This is a genomic window from Ottowia thiooxydans, assembly GCF_040548795.1.
In the GTDB taxonomy this organism is placed as follows: Bacteria; Pseudomonadota; Gammaproteobacteria; order Burkholderiales; family Burkholderiaceae_C; genus Ottowia; species Ottowia thiooxydans_A.
Window position 1 is genome coordinate 505,827 of sequence record NZ_JBEPSH010000002.1, and the last position, 16,238, is coordinate 522,064.

Sequence of the window (16,238 nt, forward strand, 5' to 3'; positions counted from 1 at the left end):
ATTTACTTCCACTTCCAACCGATACCCAGGTTGACACCCCACTCCTTGCCGGTAGTGGAGACACCGACTCCCCATGACATGGCGCCAGTTTCGCTGAGCGACTTGAAGTTCAGCGCTACCGCGCCGTAGCCCTTGTAGTTTCCAAGGCCAACACCCAGTGCTTTTTCACCAGCGTATAGCGTAGGCATATAGGTACCCGCCATGGCCATGCTCATCGCAACACCAGAGTAGGCTATGCGCGCCACCTGGTTGAGTTGATTCATGTTGGCTGCGTCAGTGCCATTCACACCTGGCGCCACATTGGTAATGCGACGCTCCGCACCCTGAGATCCGACGGAAACCGTGTTCGGCTGATCGGCCAGCGAGTTGGCCCCCAGTGCCACCGAGTTCGCCCCTGTAGCCTGCGCACCCGCGCCCAACGCCATTGAATTTTGGGCTGTCGCTTGCGCAGCAGCACCCAAAGCAACTGAGTTGGCGCCAGATGCCTGTGAGTTCCAACCCACAGCTGTCGCACGATCGGAGGTGGCTTGCGCCTGATAGCCAACCGCGGTGGAACCTTCATAGGTAGCAGTGGCGCGGAAACCAATCGCTGTAGTGTTGGCGTTTTGAGCCAGCGACTGCGCACCGTAAGCGGTCGCGCCCGCAGCGATGGTGGTTGTCGTTGCCCCGTTCACGCCAATCATGGTGCCTGCACTTGCGCACGCGCCCGTTGCCGTGGTGTCGACCCCATTGGCCACCAGGCAGTCGGACGCCTGAATCGAAGACACAGTTGTGTTGTCGAACCTTCGGCCCTGCGTCTGGACGACACCCGGCGTGCTGGTAGCGCCGCCTGTGACCGTGGCGGCGATAGTTGCGCCCCGGCTGCCGGCTGTTTCTTGAGCTTGTGTCAACGGTGCCAGCGATGTCGAGAGGCTGGCCACCGAGCTGTTCGTATTGACAAGCCCTGTACTCAGAGATGCCACAGAACTGTTGGTGTTGACCAAACCAGTGCTCAACGATGCCACCGAGCTATTCGTATTGACCAGGCCGGTGCTCAGCGATGCCACCGAACTGCTGGTGTTGTTGACACTGGTGCTGAGTGAAGCGACAGACTGGTTCGTAGCGTTCAAGCCGGTGCTAAGTGACGCCACGGACTGGTTCGTAGTGTTCAAACCCGTACTCAGCGAGGCAAGCCCGGTGCTCAGGCTGGCTATGCTGGAGCCGGTGCTGCCCACACTGGTGCTCAAGCTGGCCAGAGAACTGTTCGTATTGCTCAGGCCGGTGCTCAAGCTGGACACAGAACTATTCGTGTTGCTCAAACCGGTGCTCAAGCTGGACACAGAACTATTCGTGTTGCTCAAACCGGTGCTCAAGCTGGACACAGCGCTGGTGGAACTGCTCACGCTCGTGCTCAGGCTGGAAACCGTGCTGTTCGTCTCGCTCAAGCCGGTGCTCAAGCTGGATACGGAACTGTTCGTATTGCTGAGACCTGTGCTCAGTGAAGAGACTGAGCTGTTCGTATTGCTGAGGCCGGTACTCAAGCTGGACACCGAGCTATTGGTATTGCTCAGACCTGTGCTCAGCGAACTCACGCCTGTGCTCAACGACGCCACAGAACTGTTGGTATTGCTGAGACCAGTGCTCAAGCTGGACACCGAGCTATTGGTATTGCTCAGACCCGTGCTCAACGAACTCACGCCCGTGCTTAGCGACGCCACAGAACTGTTGGTATTGCTGAGACCGGTACTCAAGCTGGACACCGAGCTATTGGTATTGCTCAGGCCAGTGCTCAAGGAAGCGACAGAGCTGTTGATGTTGCTTAAGCCAGTACTCAGGCTGGACACAGAACTGTTGGTGTTGCTAAGGCCTGTGCTCAGGCTGGACACCGAGCTATTGGTATTGCTCAAGCCAGTGCTCAGCGAGCTGACGCCTGTGCTCAACGAAGCAACTGAACTGTTCGTGTTGCTCAGGCCAGTGCTGAGCGAACTCACGCCAGTGCTCAACGAAGCGACCGAACTGTTCGTATTGCTCAAGCCCGTGCTCAGGCTGGATACAGAGCTGTTGGTGTTGCTGAGGCCTGTGCTCAGGCTGGACACCGAGCTGTTCGTATTGCTCAGACCCGTGCTGAGCGAGCTGACGCCTGTGCTCAACGAAGCAACTGAACTGTTCGTGTTGCTCAGACCTGTGCTGAGCGAGCTGACGCCTGTGCTCAAGGAAGCAACAGAACTATTCGTATTGCTCAAGCCCGTGCTGAGCGAAGCGACCGAACTGTTCGTATTGCTCAGACCAGTGCTCAGCGAGCTGACGCCTGTGCTCAACGAAGCGACAGAGCTGTTGGTATTGCTCAAACCGGTGCTCAGCGAACTCACTCCGGTGCTCAGGGAAGCAACAGAGCTATTCGTATTGCTAAGGCCTGTGCTCAGCGAAGAGACAGAACTGTTCGTATTGCTCAGGCCTGTGCTCAAGCTGGAGACAGAGCTGTTGGTATTGCTCAGGCCTGTACTCAACGAGCTGACACCCGTGCTCAAGCTGGCGACAGAACTATTCGTGTTGCTCAAGCCGGTGCTCAAGGAAGAGACTGAGCTGTTGGTGTTGCTCAGACCTGTGCTTAGGCTGGACACAGAACTGTTCGTATTGCTCAGACCTGTGCTCAACGAGGAGACAGAACTGTTTGTGTTGCTCAACCCAGTGCTCAGGGAACTGACGCCGGTGCTCAACGAAGCAACTGAACTGTTGGTATTGCTGAGACCTGTGCTCAGGCTAGACACAGAGCTGTTGGTATTGCTGAGACCTGTGCTCAGGCTAGACACAGAGCTGTTGGTATTGCTGAGACCTGTGCTCAGGCTAGACACAGAGCTGTTGGTATTGCTGAGACCTGTGCTGAGCGAACTGACTCCAGTGCTCAACGAAGCGACTGAGCTGTTGGTATTGCTCAGACCTGTGCTCAGCGAGCTGACTCCAGTGCTCAAACTAGCCACCGAACTGTTCGTATTGCTCAAGCCTGTGCTCAGCGAACTCACTCCGGTGCTGAGGGAAGCAACAGAGCTATTCGTATTGCTGAGACCTGTGCTCAACGAAGCAACTGAACTGTTGGTATTGCTAAGACCGGTACTCAGGCTAGACACCGAGCTGTTGGTATTGCTAAGACCGGTGCTCAGGCTAGACACCGAGCTATTGGTATTGCTGAGACCTGTACTCAGCGAGCTCACGCCAGTGCTCAACGAAGCGACCGAGCTGTTGGTATTGCTCAGACCTGTACTCAATGAGCTGACACCCGTGCTCAAGCTAGCGACTGAACTGTTCGTGTTGCTCAACCCAGTGCTGAGAGAACTGACGCCGGTGCTCAAGGAAGCAACCGAACTATTCGTGTTGCTCAAGCCAGTGCTCAGCGAGCTAACGCCTGTGCTCAACGAAGCAACCGAGCTGTTCGTGTTGCTCAGACCTGTGCTCAGCGAGCTGACGCCTGTGCTCAAGGAAGCGACAGAGCTGTTCGTGTTGCTCAGACCTGTGCTTAGGCTAGACACCGAGCTATTGGTATTGCTGAGACCTGTGCTCAACGAAGCAACCGAGCTGTTCGTGTTGCTCAGACCCGTGCTGAGCGAGCTGACGCCGGTGCTCAGGGAAGCAACAGAGCTGTTCGTATTGCTCAGGCCTGTGCTCAACGAGGAGACAGAGCTGTTGGTATTGCTCAATCCAGTGCTGAGCGAACTCACTCCGGTGCTCAGGGAAGCAACGGAGCTATTCGTATTGCTGAGACCTGTGCTCAGCGAGCTGACGCCTGTGCTCAACGAAGCAACTGAACTGTTGGTGTTGCTAAGACCGGTACTCAGGCTAGACACCGAGCTATTGGTATTGCTGAGACCTGTGCTCAGTGAAGCAACAGAGCTATTCGTATTGCTCAGACCTGTGCTCAACGAAGCGACAGAGCTGTTGGTGTTGCTCAGACCCGTGCTCAGTGAGCTGACTCCAGTGCTCAGCGAAGCGACAGAGCTGTTCGTATTGCTCAATCCAGTGCTGAGAGAACTTACGCCGGTGCTTAGAGAAGCTACCGAGCTATTAGTGTTGCTAAGGCCTGTGCTCAGCGAAGAGACAGAACTGTTCGTATTGCTCAGGCCTGTGCTCAACGAGGAGACAGAACTGTTTGTGTTGCTCAACCCAGTGCTCAGGGAACTGACGCCGGTGCTCAAGGAAGCAACCGAACTATTCGTGTTGCTAAGACCTGTGCTGAGCGAACTCACGCCCGTGCTCAACGAAGCAACTGAACTGTTGGTGTTGCTCAGACCTGTACTCAATGAGCTGACACCCGTGCTCAGGCTGGCGACTGAACTGTTCGTGTTGCTGAGACCCGTGCTGAGTGAACTGACGCCAGTGCTCAAGGAAGCGACAGAGCTGTTGGTATTGCTCAGACCTGTGCTCAGGCTAGACACCGAGCTGTTGGTATTGCTCAGACCTGTGCTGAGCGAACTGACGCCAGTGCTCAAGGAAGCAACAGAGCTGTTGGTATTGCTCAGACCTGTGCTCAGCGAGCTGACTCCAGTGCTCAAACTAGCCACCGAACTGTTCGTATTGCTCAAGCCGGTGCTCAGCGAACTCACGCCTGTGCTCAGGGAAGCAACGGAGCTGTTCGTATTGCTCAGGCCTGTGCTCAACGAGGAGACAGAGCTATTGGTGTTGCTCAATCCAGTGCTGAGCGAACTCACTCCGGTGCTCAGGGAAGCAACAGAGCTATTCGTATTGCTGAGACCTGTGCTCAGCGAGCTGACGCCAGTGCTTAACGAAGCAACTGAACTGTTGGTGTTGCTCAGACCTGTGCTGAGGCTAGACACCGAGCTGTTGGTATTGCTCAGGCCTGTGCTCAGCGAGCTGACTCCAGTGCTCAAACTAGCCACCGAACTGTTCGTATTGCTCAAGCCGGTGCTCAGCGAACTCACGCCTGTGCTCAGGGAAGCAACGGAGCTGTTCGTATTGCTCAGGCCTGTGCTCAACGAGGAGACAGAGCTATTGGTGTTGCTCAATCCAGTGCTGAGCGAACTCACTCCGGTGCTCAGGGAAGCAACAGAGCTATTCGTATTGCTGAGACCTGTGCTCAGCGAGCTGACGCCAGTGCTCAAGGAAGCAACCGAACTGTTAGTGTTGCTCAGACCTGTGCTGAGCGAGCTGACGCCTGTGCTTAACGAAGCAACTGAACTGTTGGTGTTGCTCAGACCTGTGCTGAGGCTAGCCACCGAGCTGTTGGTATTGTTCAGGCCTGTGCTCAATGAGGAGACAGAGCTGTTGGTGTTGCTCAATCCAGTGCTGAGCGAACTCACGCCCGTGCTCAACGAAGCAACTGAACTGTTGGTGTTGCTCAAACCTGTGCTCAGGCTAGACACCGAGCTATTGGTATTACTGAGACCTGTGCTCAGCGAGCTGACGCCTGTGCTTAACGAAGCGACCGAACTGTTCGTATTGCTCAGACCTGTGCTCAGCGAACTCACGCCTGTGCTCAACGAAGCAACTGAACTGTTGGTGTTGCTTAGACCTGTGCTGAGGCTAGACACCGAACTGTTGGTATTGCCAAGACCGGTGCTCAGGCTAGACACCGAGCTATTGGTATTGCTGAGACCTGTGCTGAGCGAGCTAACGCCGGTGCTTAGGGAAGCAACGGAGCTGTTCGTATTGCTCAATCCTGTGCTCAGCGAGCTGACGCCAGTACTCAACGAAGCAACCGAACTATTTGTGTTGCTCAATCCAGTGCTAAGCGAACTCACCCCAGTGCTCAAGCTAGCCACCGAACTGTTTGTGTTGCTCAAGCCAGTGCTCAGGCTGGATACAGAGCTGTTGGTGTTGCTAAGGCCTGTGCTCAGGCTGGACACCGAGCTATTGGTATTGCTCAAGCCAGTGCTCAGCGAGCTAACGCCTGTGCTCAGCGAAGAGACAGAACTGTTCGTGTTGCTCAGACCCGTGCTGAGCGAGCTGACGCCTGTGCTCAACGAAGCAACTGAACTGTTCGTGTTGCTCAGACCTGTGCTGAGCGAACTGGCTCCAGTGCTCAAACTAGCCACCGAACTGTTCGTATTGCTCAAACCGGTGCTCAACGAACTCACGCCGGTGCTCAGGGAAGCAACAGAGCTGTTCGTATTGCTCAAGCCAGTGCTCAGCGAGCTAACGCCTGTGCTCAACGAAGCAACAGAACTGTTCGTATTGCTCAGACCTGTGCTCAGCGAACTGACTCCAGTGCTCAAACTAGCCACCGAACTGTTCGTATTGCTCAAACCGGTGCTCAACGAACTCACGCCGGTGCTCAGGGAAGCAACAGAGCTGTTCGTATTGCTCAGGCCAGTGCTCAACGAGGAGACAGAGCTGTTGGTGTTGCTCAGACCAGTGCTGAGCGAACTTACACCGGTACTCAAGGAAGAAACAGAACTGTTCGTATTGCTCAGACCTGTACTCAGCGAACTCACGCCCGTGCTCAACGAAGCAACAGAGCTGTTCGTGTTGCTCAGGCCAGTGCTCAGCGAACTCACCCCAGTGCTCAACGACGCAACAGAACTATTCGTGTTGCTCAGGCCAGTGCTAAGGGAACTTACGCCGGTGCTCAACGAAGCAACCGAGCTGTTAGTGTTGCTCAAACCGGTGCTAAGCGAGCTCACGCCAGTGCTCAACGAAGCGACAGAGCTGTTCGTATTGCTCAAGCCTGTGCTCAGCGAACTCACGCCGGTGCTCAACGAGGCTACAGAGCTGTTCGTGTTGCTCAAGCCTGTGCTCAGGGAAGCAACAGAACTGTTGGTGTCGCTGAGTCCTGTGCTCAGGCTAGACACCGAACTGTTCGTATTGCTCAGACCTGTGCTCAGCGAACTGACGCCTGTGCTCAAGGAAGCGACCGAGCTGTTGGTGTTGCTCAGACCCGTACTTAACGAGCTGACACCCGTGCTCAAGCTGGAGACTGAGCTATTTGTGTTACTCAGCCCAGTGCTGAGAGAACTTACGCCAGTGCTCAAGGAAGCAACAGAGCTGTTCGTGTTGCTAAGACCCGTGCTCAGCGAGCTGAAGCCTGTGCTCAAGGAAGAGACCGAGCTATTGGTGTTGCTCAAGCCTGTGCTCAGCGAGCTGAAGCCCGTGCTCAACGAAGCCACAGAACTGTTGGTGTTGCTCAAACCTGTGCTGAGCGAACTCACGCCCGTGCTCAACGAAGCAACAGAGCTGTTCGTGTTGCTAAGACCGGTGCTCAGCGAACTGAAGCCAGTGCTCAACGAAGCAACAGAACTATTCGTGTTGCTCAAGCCGGTGCTCAAGGATGAGACTGAGCTGTTCGTGTTGCTAAGACCCGTGCTGAGCGAACTTACGCCAGTGCTCAATGACGAGACGGAGCTGTTCGTATTGCTCAATCCAGTGCTGAGGCTGGACACGGAGCTGTTGGTGTTAACCAGGCCAGTGCTCAGCGAGCTTATGCTAGTGCTTAATGAGGAGACCGAGCTACCCACATTGCTCAAGCTGGTGCTGAGACTGGAAACGCTGGAGTTCGTGTTGCTCAGGCCGGTGCTGAGGCTGGACACCGAGCTATTCGTGTTGCTTAAACCTGTGCTCAAACTTGACACGGAGCTGTTCGTTCGACTCAGACCGGTACTCAAACTCGATACCGAGCTGTTCGTGTTGCTCAAACCTGTGCTCAACGAACTCACGCCCGTGCTCAGGCTGGCCACTGAGCTATTCGTGTTGCTCAATCCAGTGCTCAGCGAATTTACGCCAGTACTCAAAGAAGCAACGGAGCTGTTCGTATTGCTGAGACCTGTGCTCAATGAAGCGACAGAACTGCTCGTATTGCTCAATCCTGTGCTCAACGAAGCGACAGAGCTGTTCGTATTGCTCAGGCCTGTGCTGAGCGATGAGACGGAGCTATTCGTGTTGCTTAAGCCAGTGCTCAAGGATGAGACCGAGCTATTGGTATTGCTCAATCCAGTGCTGAGCGAACTCACGCCTGTGCTCAACGAAGCAACGGAGCTGTTCGTATTGTTCAGACCGGTGCTCAGCGAAGAGACCGAACTATTCGTGTTGCTTAAGCCGGTGCTCAAGGATGAGACCGAGCTATTGGTGTTGCTCAACCCGGTGCTAAGCGAACTCACGCCTGTGCTCAACGAAGCAACGGAGCTGTTCGTATTGCTCAACCCGGTGCTAAGCGAACTCACGCCTGTGCTCAACGAAGCAACGGAGCTGTTCGTATTGCTCAGACCGGTGCTCAGCGAAGAGACCGAACTATTCGTGTTGCTTAAGCCGGTGCTCAAGGATGAGACCGAGCTATTGGTGTTGCTCAACCCGGTGCTGAGCGAACTCACGCCTGTGCTCAACGAAGCAACGGAGCTGTTCGTATTGCTCAGACCGGTGCTCAGCGAACTCACGCCTGTACTGAGGGATGCAACTGAGCTGTTTGTGTTGCTCAAACCAGTGCTCAAGCTCGTCACTCGAGAGTTGGTCGTACTGAGACCCGTACTCAAGGAAGAAACGGAGCTATTGGTATTGCTCAAGCCCGTGCTTAGCGAGTTGACCCCTGTGCTCAATGAGGCAACCGAACTGTTGGTGTTGCTGAGACCCGTGCTCAAGCTGGACACCGAACTATTGGTGTTGCTCAAGCCTGTACTCAAAGAGGCTACCGAGCTGTTCGTATCGCTCAAACCTGTGCTCAGACTAGCAACTGAACTGTTGGTGTTGCTGAGGCCTGTGCTCAGAGAATTCACGCCCGTGCTGAGCGAAGCGACGGAGCTGTTGGTATTGCTCAAGCCCGTACTGAGCGAGTTCACCCCCGTACTCAAGGACGCGACTGAACTGTTGGTGTTGCTGAGGCCCGTGCTCAGGCTAGTCACTCGCGAGTTGGCGGTGCTCAAGCCTGTGCTTAGCGATGCAACCGAGCTGTTGGTGTTGCTCAGGCCCGTGCTGAGTGAGTTCACCCCAGTACTCAAGCTTCCAACGTTGGAGTTGGTCGTGCTCAGGCCGGTGCTGAGTGAGCTCACGCCAGTACTCAAGCTGCCAACGTTCGAGTTGGTCGTGCTCAATCCCGTGCTCAGGCTGGAGACGTTGGAATTGGTGTTGCTCAAGCCTGTGCTAAGCGAATTCACGCCCGTACTCAGGCTGCCTACGTTAGAGTTGGTCGTGCTCAGACTCGTGCTCAGCGAGCTGACTCCTGTACTCAAACTTCCAACATTGGAGTTCGTCGTGCTCAAGCCTGTGCTCAAGCTTGAGACGTTGGAGTTGGTGCTGCTCAGACCGGTGCTGAGCGAACTAACGCCTGTACTCAGGCTGGTGACGCGGGAGTTGGCGGTGCTCAAGCCGGTGCTCAAGCTGGTGATGCTGGAGTTGGTCGTGCTGAGCGCCGTGGAAAGAGACGTAGCTCTCCCGTCCAAAGCCGTGGCTACAGAGTAGAGCTGGCTGCCATTGATGGCATTGGTGGAAGTAGCCGAGACTTCTCCGTCGGCCACGCCCTGAATTTGCCGATTTCCGGCCGCCACCACACCATTTGTAGGCGCCTGGTTAACAGTGAATGTCGACCCTGCCACCACAGCATTGGCCGTGGTCCAGTTGGTGGTCGCGGTAACTGCCGTTGCGGTCGAGCCTGAGCCCAACGCAACGGAGTTTGCCAAGGTGGCGCTGGCGCCGTTGCCCATGGCTACGGTATTGGTGCCACTTGCACTGGCGCTGAGACCCATGGCTACAGCAGACGCGCCAGCCGAAGATGAACTGCGCCCAATGGCAATAGATTGATTTCCAGCCGCGTTGGAGCCGCCGCCCCCACTGCCATCGCCACCGCCGATGGCGATTGATGACGAGCCCCCGGCATTGGCATCATTTCCCAAAGCATAAGCACCGTTGGCAGTCGCTCTGGCTCCTGAGCCAATCGCAACAGCGCTGTTAGCGGTCGCTTGAACGTCATGGCCAATGGCCAACGTGTAAGTATTGCTGGCAATGGCGGCGTCGCCCAAGGCCACAGCCGATGTATTCGTCGCCCGGGCGCCTTCGCCTATGGCAACGGTGCTGGTACCAGAAGCCTGGGCAGAATTGCCGACGGCTACTGCGCTGGTGTTGATGGCCTGGGCGGCGCTGCCAATGGCGACGGCATTGGATCCACTCGTGACCGCGTTGGTGCCACTCGACGAACCGCTTCCCCGCGAACCAATCGTAATATTGGTTGTGGAGCCTTCATTGCTGCCGGTTGTGCCATTGCCTGCAACGTAACCCGCATTCGCGCCAGTTGATCCCAAACCAACCAAAAGCACGAGAACGGCTATTGCCGTCCCTCGCAACCGCGCCCCCCCGCCCGCACGCTCCAGTTCACCAGCGCGATCGCTTACATCATTGAGAACGTTTGACCCACTGGATCGCTTTCCACGCGATACAACAGTTTCGGAAACGGCTACCCAGGCGCCCAGCGCCTCGTTCCAGAGGGTTCTATATGCCTTGTTCATCAGAAATACCTATCTAAGCGATGCAAACGCGGATCTAACGCGCACGTTTTGTTACTTCCTGATTATCGAAGTGCCGAGCTAGGGTTTACACCAACAACCGAGAGAAATCGTGACGAAATTCACAATTTCTCATTTTTTAAAAATCGCGCAGTTTGCCAGACAATTCAACTTGTCCTCATACCAATCGGTTCATTTTTTTATGAAATTCATTTCGCTCATCACTCGCCGGACGGCGGGCACCGCAGCCTTTGCGATCAGCCTGTGCCTTCAATCGCAAGCCATGGCGGCAGGATCTCCCGCCCCAAGCCAATCGGCAGATGACCTGATCACTGCGGCGCAAGCCGTACTCAGCCGCATCGATGCCAAGCAGGAGACCTCACTCTGGCAAACCGCAGCGCCGTTCATGAAGGCCCTGATCAACCAAAGCGAATTCCAGACTCAGACACGCGAGGCTCGTGCCGCACTGGGCGAAGTCACGGAGAGACGTTGGGCATCGGTGACGCGTTTGATCTACCCTGCAGACAGCAAAACTCCCCCACCGGGGCTTTATGCCAACGTGGACTTTGCAAGCATTCAAAAGGATGGCAAAACCTCGTTCGAAATGGTCAGCTTCAGATTCAATGAGCAGGGTCACTGGGAGCTAACCGGCTACCGGCCGCGCCAATCGCAATGAATGCGCCCCGACGCTTGCGCGTAGGTATCACGATTGGCCTGCACAGCGAGGCCGAAACCTTGTGGAACAACGGTATCAAGCAAAACGCCGTGTTCTTGGCTGAAGCGCTTCGTCTCTGTCCCAATGTAGCCAGCACCACGCTGGTCAACACCACGGCCATTCCGATCACCTCCGCCCTGCCCTGGGATTTACAGCGCTGGCCGACAAGAGGATTTGAAGAGGCCAAAGACGAACTGGACGTGGTCATTGAGCTAGGCGGCCAGGTGAGTGCCGAGCAAACAGCCTACCTTCACCAGCGGGGCAGCAAGCTGGTGTCGTACTGCTGCGGATTCGAGTACGTCCATGCCATGCAGGCAGTTCTGTTCAATCGTCCTCTATGGGGCAGCAACCTGTTTGTGAACCAGAGATACGACGCGATCTGGATGATTCCTCAGGTCGAGAACATCAGCAAAAGCTTCTTTGAAACACTGCGCCGGCAGCAGGCCCGTCCAGTCCCGTTTGTTTGGAGCCCTGTGTTTCTCAATCAACGGACGGAGCATCTACCTCGCAGCGGTGAATATGCACCGCGGGGGACTTCGCCGCGTCGGATCTCCGTCATAGAGCCCAATATTGACGTAGTCAAATTCTGCCTGTATCCCATACTGATAGCAGAAGAAGCCTACAGAAGCCAGCCGAAGTCCATAGAAAGACTCCAGGTAACCAACGCTGAACACTTCGCGCGCGAAAACATGGATTTCATTGCGCTGATGAACCAGTTGGACATTGTGCGAGAGCAGAAAGCGGTGTTCCTTGGGCGTTATGAAACGCCACAGTTCCTGGCGGAGCACACCGACGTTGTGGTTTCACACCAATGGGAAAACCCGCTCAACTATTTCTACCTGGAAGTTTGCTGGCAGGGCTATCCGCTGGTTCACAACGCGACGCTTTGTACGGACCTTGGGTACTTTTATCCGGGTAACGACGTGGCGGCCGGGGCGGCGAGACTGCTGGATGTTCTACACAACCATGATGCAATGGCCCAAACTTACCGGGAAGAGCAGCGTCAGAAGATAGGGCGCTTTCTGGTAGATAACGAGGACGTAACGAGAGAATACACCGCGCTGCTTGAGGGTTTGTATTCTTGAGGGGCCAGGGTCCTGGTCTTGGAAGATTGGAGCGGCGTTGAGAGACGCTGGGCTCGTTTGTAAGCAGGCAGCAACTCATTTTGGAGGGGCACTGCGACGTCCGACCCCCTGTCGGGCGCCCCTTGGCGAGCACCCCTCGCCGGGCACCCCCAACCCTCCTCTAGCCGGGCGCCCGCCCGCAGGAGAGGGAGTTAAACGGGGGGCGCCTAGCGGTGCCGGCGCCGATCCCGGGAAACCTTACGCCAGCAACTGCCTGAGGACGTAGGGCAAGATGCCTCCGTTCAGGAAATACTCCACCTCAATGGGCGTGTCTATGCGCAAAGTCAGCGTGGTTTCAAATTTGGAACCATCGGCACGGGTAATCACCAGGCGAGCTTCGCTCTGGGGTGCCAGATCATCGGCAGGAGTGATGTCTATCTTCTCGTCGCCCTTGAGGCCCAGGCTCTCCCAGGATTCGCCCGCCTTGAACTGCAGCGGCAGTACGCCCATGCCGACCAGGTTGCTGCGGTGAATCCGCTCGAAGCTCTTGGCCACCACGGCTTTGATGCCCAGTAACTGAGTGCCCTTGGCAGCCCAGTCACGGCTGGAGCCCGTGCCGTATTCCTCACCCGCAAAGATCACGGTTGGCACCTTGGCCGAAATGTAGCGCATGGCCGCGTCGTAGATGAACTGTTTGCTGCCTTGCAGTTCACCAGGCAATTGAAGCAGGGTCAGGCCGCCTTCTTCACGGCCGCCATCACTCAGTACCGGCAGCATGAGGTTCTTGATGCGAACGTTGGCAAACGTGCCGCGCATCATCACCTCGTGGTTGCCACGGCGCGCGCCATAGCTGTTGAAATCAGCTTTCTGAACGCCGTTTTGCAAAAGCCACTGGCCGGCTGGCGAAGTGTCGCGAATAGAACCGGCTGGAGAAATATGGTCTGTGGTGATGGAATCGCCAAAGAGCGCCATGATGCTGGCACCTCGCACGGCGGCTGATACAGGCTCTTCCGTGATCTCCTTCTCAAGCGCAAAACCGTTGAAAAAAGGCGGTTCGGCAATATAAGTACTGGCGGGCCAGTTGTAGAGGTTGCCCGTGACCCCTTCTATTTTTTCCCAAAGCTTGCCGGGCTCGCTGGCAATCTTGCTGTAGTTTTCGCGGAAGGCTTTGCCTTTCATCGCGTACTTGAGGAGCTTCTGAATCTCGTCGCTGGTGGGCCAGATATCTCCCAGGTAGATTTCTTTCCCGCCTTTTCCTCGTCCCACGGGCTGAGTCATCAGGTCGACCATGACATTGCCCGCAATCGCATACGCCACCACCAGCGGAGGACTGGCCAAGAAGTTGGCCTTGAGGTTGGGGTGGATACGAGCTTCAAAGTTACGGTTGCCTGAGAGCACCGCAGCGCACACAAGGTCATTGCGGGAGATAGTCTCATTGAGTTCAGGCGCGAGATCGCCCGCATTCCCAATACACGTGGTGCATCCATACCCTGCCACCGCGAAACCAAGCTTTTCGAGGTAAGGCAGCAGGCCGGTTTCCGTCAGGTATTCGGTCACGATACGCGAGCCGGGGGCGAGCGAGGTCTTGATGTGAGGCTTGACCCTGAGACCCGCCTCCACAGCTTTCTTGGCCAGCAGGCCCGCGGCCAGTAAAACGCTGGGGTTGCTGGTATTGGTACAGCTGGTGATGGCCGCAATCAGGACGTCACCATTGCCCAGGTTGTATCGGTAAGGTGATGACGGCTCGATCACATCCGCTTCCGCCAGGGCAGATTGGAGAGTCGGCTTGTTGGCCCCCATCTCCATGACGTGGCGCGGTGCGCCCACGGGAATGGGCTTGTCCTCCGGGGCACGCTCAAAATGATCCGGCTCGTTGTCGCGGCGCACCTCAACGCGCCGATGCAACTCTCCCTCAGGCCGATTAAACCCGTTGTCGCTCATGGGCTTGCTGAAGAGTTCAGCAAACTGAGTGGCCACATTACCAATCTCAATGCGGTCTTGAGGCCGTTTAGGGCCTGCCAGGCTGGGGGTGACGTCACCAAGGTCCAGCGTGACAACTTGCGAGTAGTCAATGTCTCCTGCCTTGGGAATCCCAAACAGGCCTTGCGCCTTGAACCAGGATTGAAAGGCATCAATTTCAGCCTTGGTACGCCCCGTGCCTTCAAAATACTCAATGGTGCGCTCATCGACCGGGAAAAAGCCCATGGTGGCGCCGTACTCTGGAGCCATGTTGCCAATGGTGGCGCGATCCGGCAGGGAAAGCGTGCGTGTACCTTCACCAAAAAATTCCACAAACTTGCCGACCACCTTGTGCTTGCGCAAGATCTCAGTGACTGTGAGTACGAGGTCGGTGGCGGTGCAGCCCTCCCGCAAGCGGCCCTTGAGCTCAAAACCCACCACATCAGGCGTAAGAAAATAGACTGGCTGGCCAAGCATGGCAGCTTCGGCCTCGATACCACCTACCCCCCAGGCCACAACGCCAATGCCGTTGATCATGGTGGTATGGCTGTCGGTGCCGACCAAGGTGTCAGGGTAGTACACCCCGTCTTTGGTCTTGTGCACACCGCGCGCCAGATATTCCAGGTTCACCTGGTGAACGATGCCAAAGCCGGGAGGCACGACGCCAAAGGTATCAAACGCCTGCATGCCCCATTTCATGAACTCGTAGCGCTCGCGATTGCGCAGGAATTCGAGCTTCATGTTGAGGTCCAGCGAGTTCTTCTTGCCGTAGTAGTCCACCATCACTGAGTGATCTACCACCAGGTCAACCGGCACCAGGGGCTCGATCTTCTTGGGGTCCTTGCCCAGGCTTTGCGCTGTGGACCGCATGGCGGCCAGATCGGCGAGCAGCGGCACGCCGGTGAAATCCTGCAGCACCACGCGCGCCACGGTAAACGGGATCTCATCCGTTCGAGCTGCATTGGGCTTCCAGTTAGCCAGTTGCTCTACGTGCTCTGCGGTCACCTTCAAGCCGTCGCAATGGCGCAGCACTGATTCCAGCACGATGCGCAGCGACACCGGCAATCTATGCACATTGGGGTATTTGCGCGCCAGCGCAGGCAAAGAATAGAGCTCTCCAGTCTTGCCTGAGGCAGTTTTGAACGATTTACGGGTCGCGGAGAAAGCGTGGGATTTTTTGGTAGCCATGGCGTTTTCCTTCAACATACGGCAGGTGCGCAAAGCGCGCTGGCTACCATTTTGTCAGGCCCGCGAAGGGTCTGCTACCAAAGAGGACATGCCGACCGATTTTTTCCAGGCGAATCAGCCTGGAAACATTGGTTTGATAGCTTCGTCTTGAGTCAGCTCATGCACTCGGCATATGCCCCCTATGCGGGAGTGCTGCATGGGTGGGCCGCCTACTTCTTCGCCGGAGCTGGGCCAGCACCTTTATCCATTTGAGTGCGGATGTCTTTCATCAGTTGATCGACAGGCTTTACCGAACCACAGTCGCTGCTGACGAATTTCATCTGAGTTTCGGTCACCGAGGTGCGCTTGACGCCGCCCGCTTCAGTCACCACGGCGTCCACCTTGGTGGTCATCTGGTCGCCTGCGATCAGGGTTTCGCCTTTGGCCACCGTTTGGGTCCCCCCCTGCTTGCAACTCATCTCGAAATTGGTGCGGTTGCCGTTCTTGCTGAACTTCGGAGTTTCACATTCTGAATTGGCGGGCCGTTGGAACATGGACCCATCTTTAGCGGCCATTTCGGGCGATATACAGATTCGGGACGTTGCGCCGCCTCCGCTCTGCGCCGACATCATGGCTTCCATTCTCTTGCGTTGGTCAGGAGGCAATTGGGCAAGCGACTTGCGCATTTGCTCCTGGGCCGCATTCATCTGGGCGAGCATGTCCTTGCCATCCACCGTCAAACGCAGCACAGTGGAATCCCACAGGCCAGGTTTCACGCTTTGCGCTTGGGCGACGCTGGTAGCGGCCAGCAATACCGTCAAAACAGGCACAGCAATTTGTGCGACTTTCATGGCAACCCCTCTAGAAAAAGCAATGAATTTCAGATGTTAAGCCACTATGTGACGCCCTAGGGCGTGTTCACAC

At 56.1% G+C, this 16,238-nt stretch carries 7 protein-coding genes and 2 pseudogenes; 4 read left to right on the forward strand and 5 right to left on the reverse strand.

Features of this window, described 5'->3' with window-relative positions; genetic code table 11:
• Positions 1–2: 2 nt before the first annotated feature.
• Both ABIE13_RS05935 and ABIE13_RS27510 read right to left on the reverse strand, forming a co-directional pair.
• Positions 3–962 carry a YadA family autotransporter adhesin gene (locus ABIE13_RS05935; RefSeq protein ID WP_354441992.1) on the reverse strand — a complete coding sequence of 320 codons (960 nt, stop codon included), beginning with the start codon at positions 960–962 and terminating at the stop codon, positions 3–5.
• 126 nt (positions 963–1,088) lie between these two features.
• Positions 1,089–9,509: pseudogene (locus ABIE13_RS27510) on the reverse strand (beta strand repeat-containing protein); the annotation flags it as partial.
• Here ABIE13_RS27510 and ABIE13_RS05945 point away from each other — a divergent pair.
• Both ABIE13_RS05945 and ABIE13_RS05950 read left to right on the forward strand, forming a co-directional pair.
• The gene (locus tag ABIE13_RS05945; RefSeq protein WP_354441994.1) at positions 9,487–9,711 is read left to right on the forward strand and encodes a hypothetical protein; all 225 of its coding nucleotides are present in this window, start codon (positions 9,487–9,489) and stop codon (positions 9,709–9,711) included. The pseudogene ABIE13_RS27510 and the gene ABIE13_RS05945 overlap by 23 nt on opposite strands.
• A 167-nt stretch (positions 9,712–9,878) precedes the next feature.
• Positions 9,879–10,202: a hypothetical protein gene (locus tag ABIE13_RS05950; RefSeq protein ID WP_354441995.1), complete on the forward strand. Its 324-nt coding sequence runs from the start codon at positions 9,879–9,881 to the stop codon at positions 10,200–10,202.
• Between the two features lie 114 nt (positions 10,203–10,316).
• Here the strand turns inward: ABIE13_RS05950 and ABIE13_RS27515 are convergent.
• Positions 10,317–10,412: pseudogene (locus ABIE13_RS27515) on the reverse strand (ESPR domain-containing protein); the annotation flags it as partial.
• 199 nt (positions 10,413–10,611) lie between these two features.
• Between ABIE13_RS27515 and ABIE13_RS05955 the strand changes: the two are divergent.
• Both ABIE13_RS05955 and ABIE13_RS05960 read left to right on the forward strand, forming a co-directional pair.
• Positions 10,612–11,085, forward strand: coding sequence for a DUF4019 domain-containing protein (locus tag ABIE13_RS05955; RefSeq protein WP_354441997.1), 474 nt, complete (start codon positions 10,612–10,614; stop codon positions 11,083–11,085).
• Positions 11,082–12,209, forward strand: coding sequence for a DUF2827 domain-containing protein (locus ABIE13_RS05960; protein ID WP_354441999.1), 1,128 nt, complete (start codon positions 11,082–11,084; stop codon positions 12,207–12,209). The genes ABIE13_RS05955 and ABIE13_RS05960 overlap by 4 nt, the downstream gene beginning before the upstream one ends.
• 237 nt (positions 12,210–12,446) lie before the next feature.
• Here the strand turns inward: ABIE13_RS05960 and ABIE13_RS05965 are convergent, their stop codons facing one another.
• Together ABIE13_RS05965 and ABIE13_RS05970 are read right to left on the reverse strand one after the other, a co-directional pair.
• Positions 12,447–15,335, reverse strand: coding sequence for an aconitate hydratase (locus tag ABIE13_RS05965; protein WP_354442000.1), 2,889 nt, complete (start codon positions 15,333–15,335; stop codon positions 12,447–12,449).
• Positions 15,336–15,544: 209 nt separating this feature from the next.
• Positions 15,545–16,165 carry a DUF3617 domain-containing protein gene (locus ABIE13_RS05970; protein WP_354442002.1) on the reverse strand — a complete coding sequence of 207 codons (621 nt, stop codon included), beginning with the start codon at positions 16,163–16,165 and terminating at the stop codon, positions 15,545–15,547.
• Between the last annotated feature and the right edge of the window lie 73 nt (positions 16,166–16,238).

Excerpts from the sequence above, each read along its gene's own strand:
- ABIE13_RS05955 (WP_354441997.1), top strand. The coding sequence starts at position 10,612 with ATGAAATTCATTTCGCTCATCACTCGCCGGACGGCGGGCACCGCAGCC.
- ABIE13_RS05970 (WP_354442002.1), bottom strand. The coding sequence starts at position 16,165 with ATGAAAGTCGCACAAATTGCTGTGCCTGTTTTGACGGTATTGCTGGCC.
- ABIE13_RS05950 (WP_354441995.1), top strand. The coding sequence starts at position 9,879 with ATGGCCAATGGCCAACGTGTAAGTATTGCTGGCAATGGCGGCGTCGCC.
- ABIE13_RS05960 (WP_354441999.1), top strand. The coding sequence starts at position 11,082 with ATGAATGCGCCCCGACGCTTGCGCGTAGGTATCACGATTGGCCTGCAC.
- ABIE13_RS05965 (WP_354442000.1), bottom strand. The coding sequence starts at position 15,335 with ATGGCTACCAAAAAATCCCACGCTTTCTCCGCGACCCGTAAATCGTTC.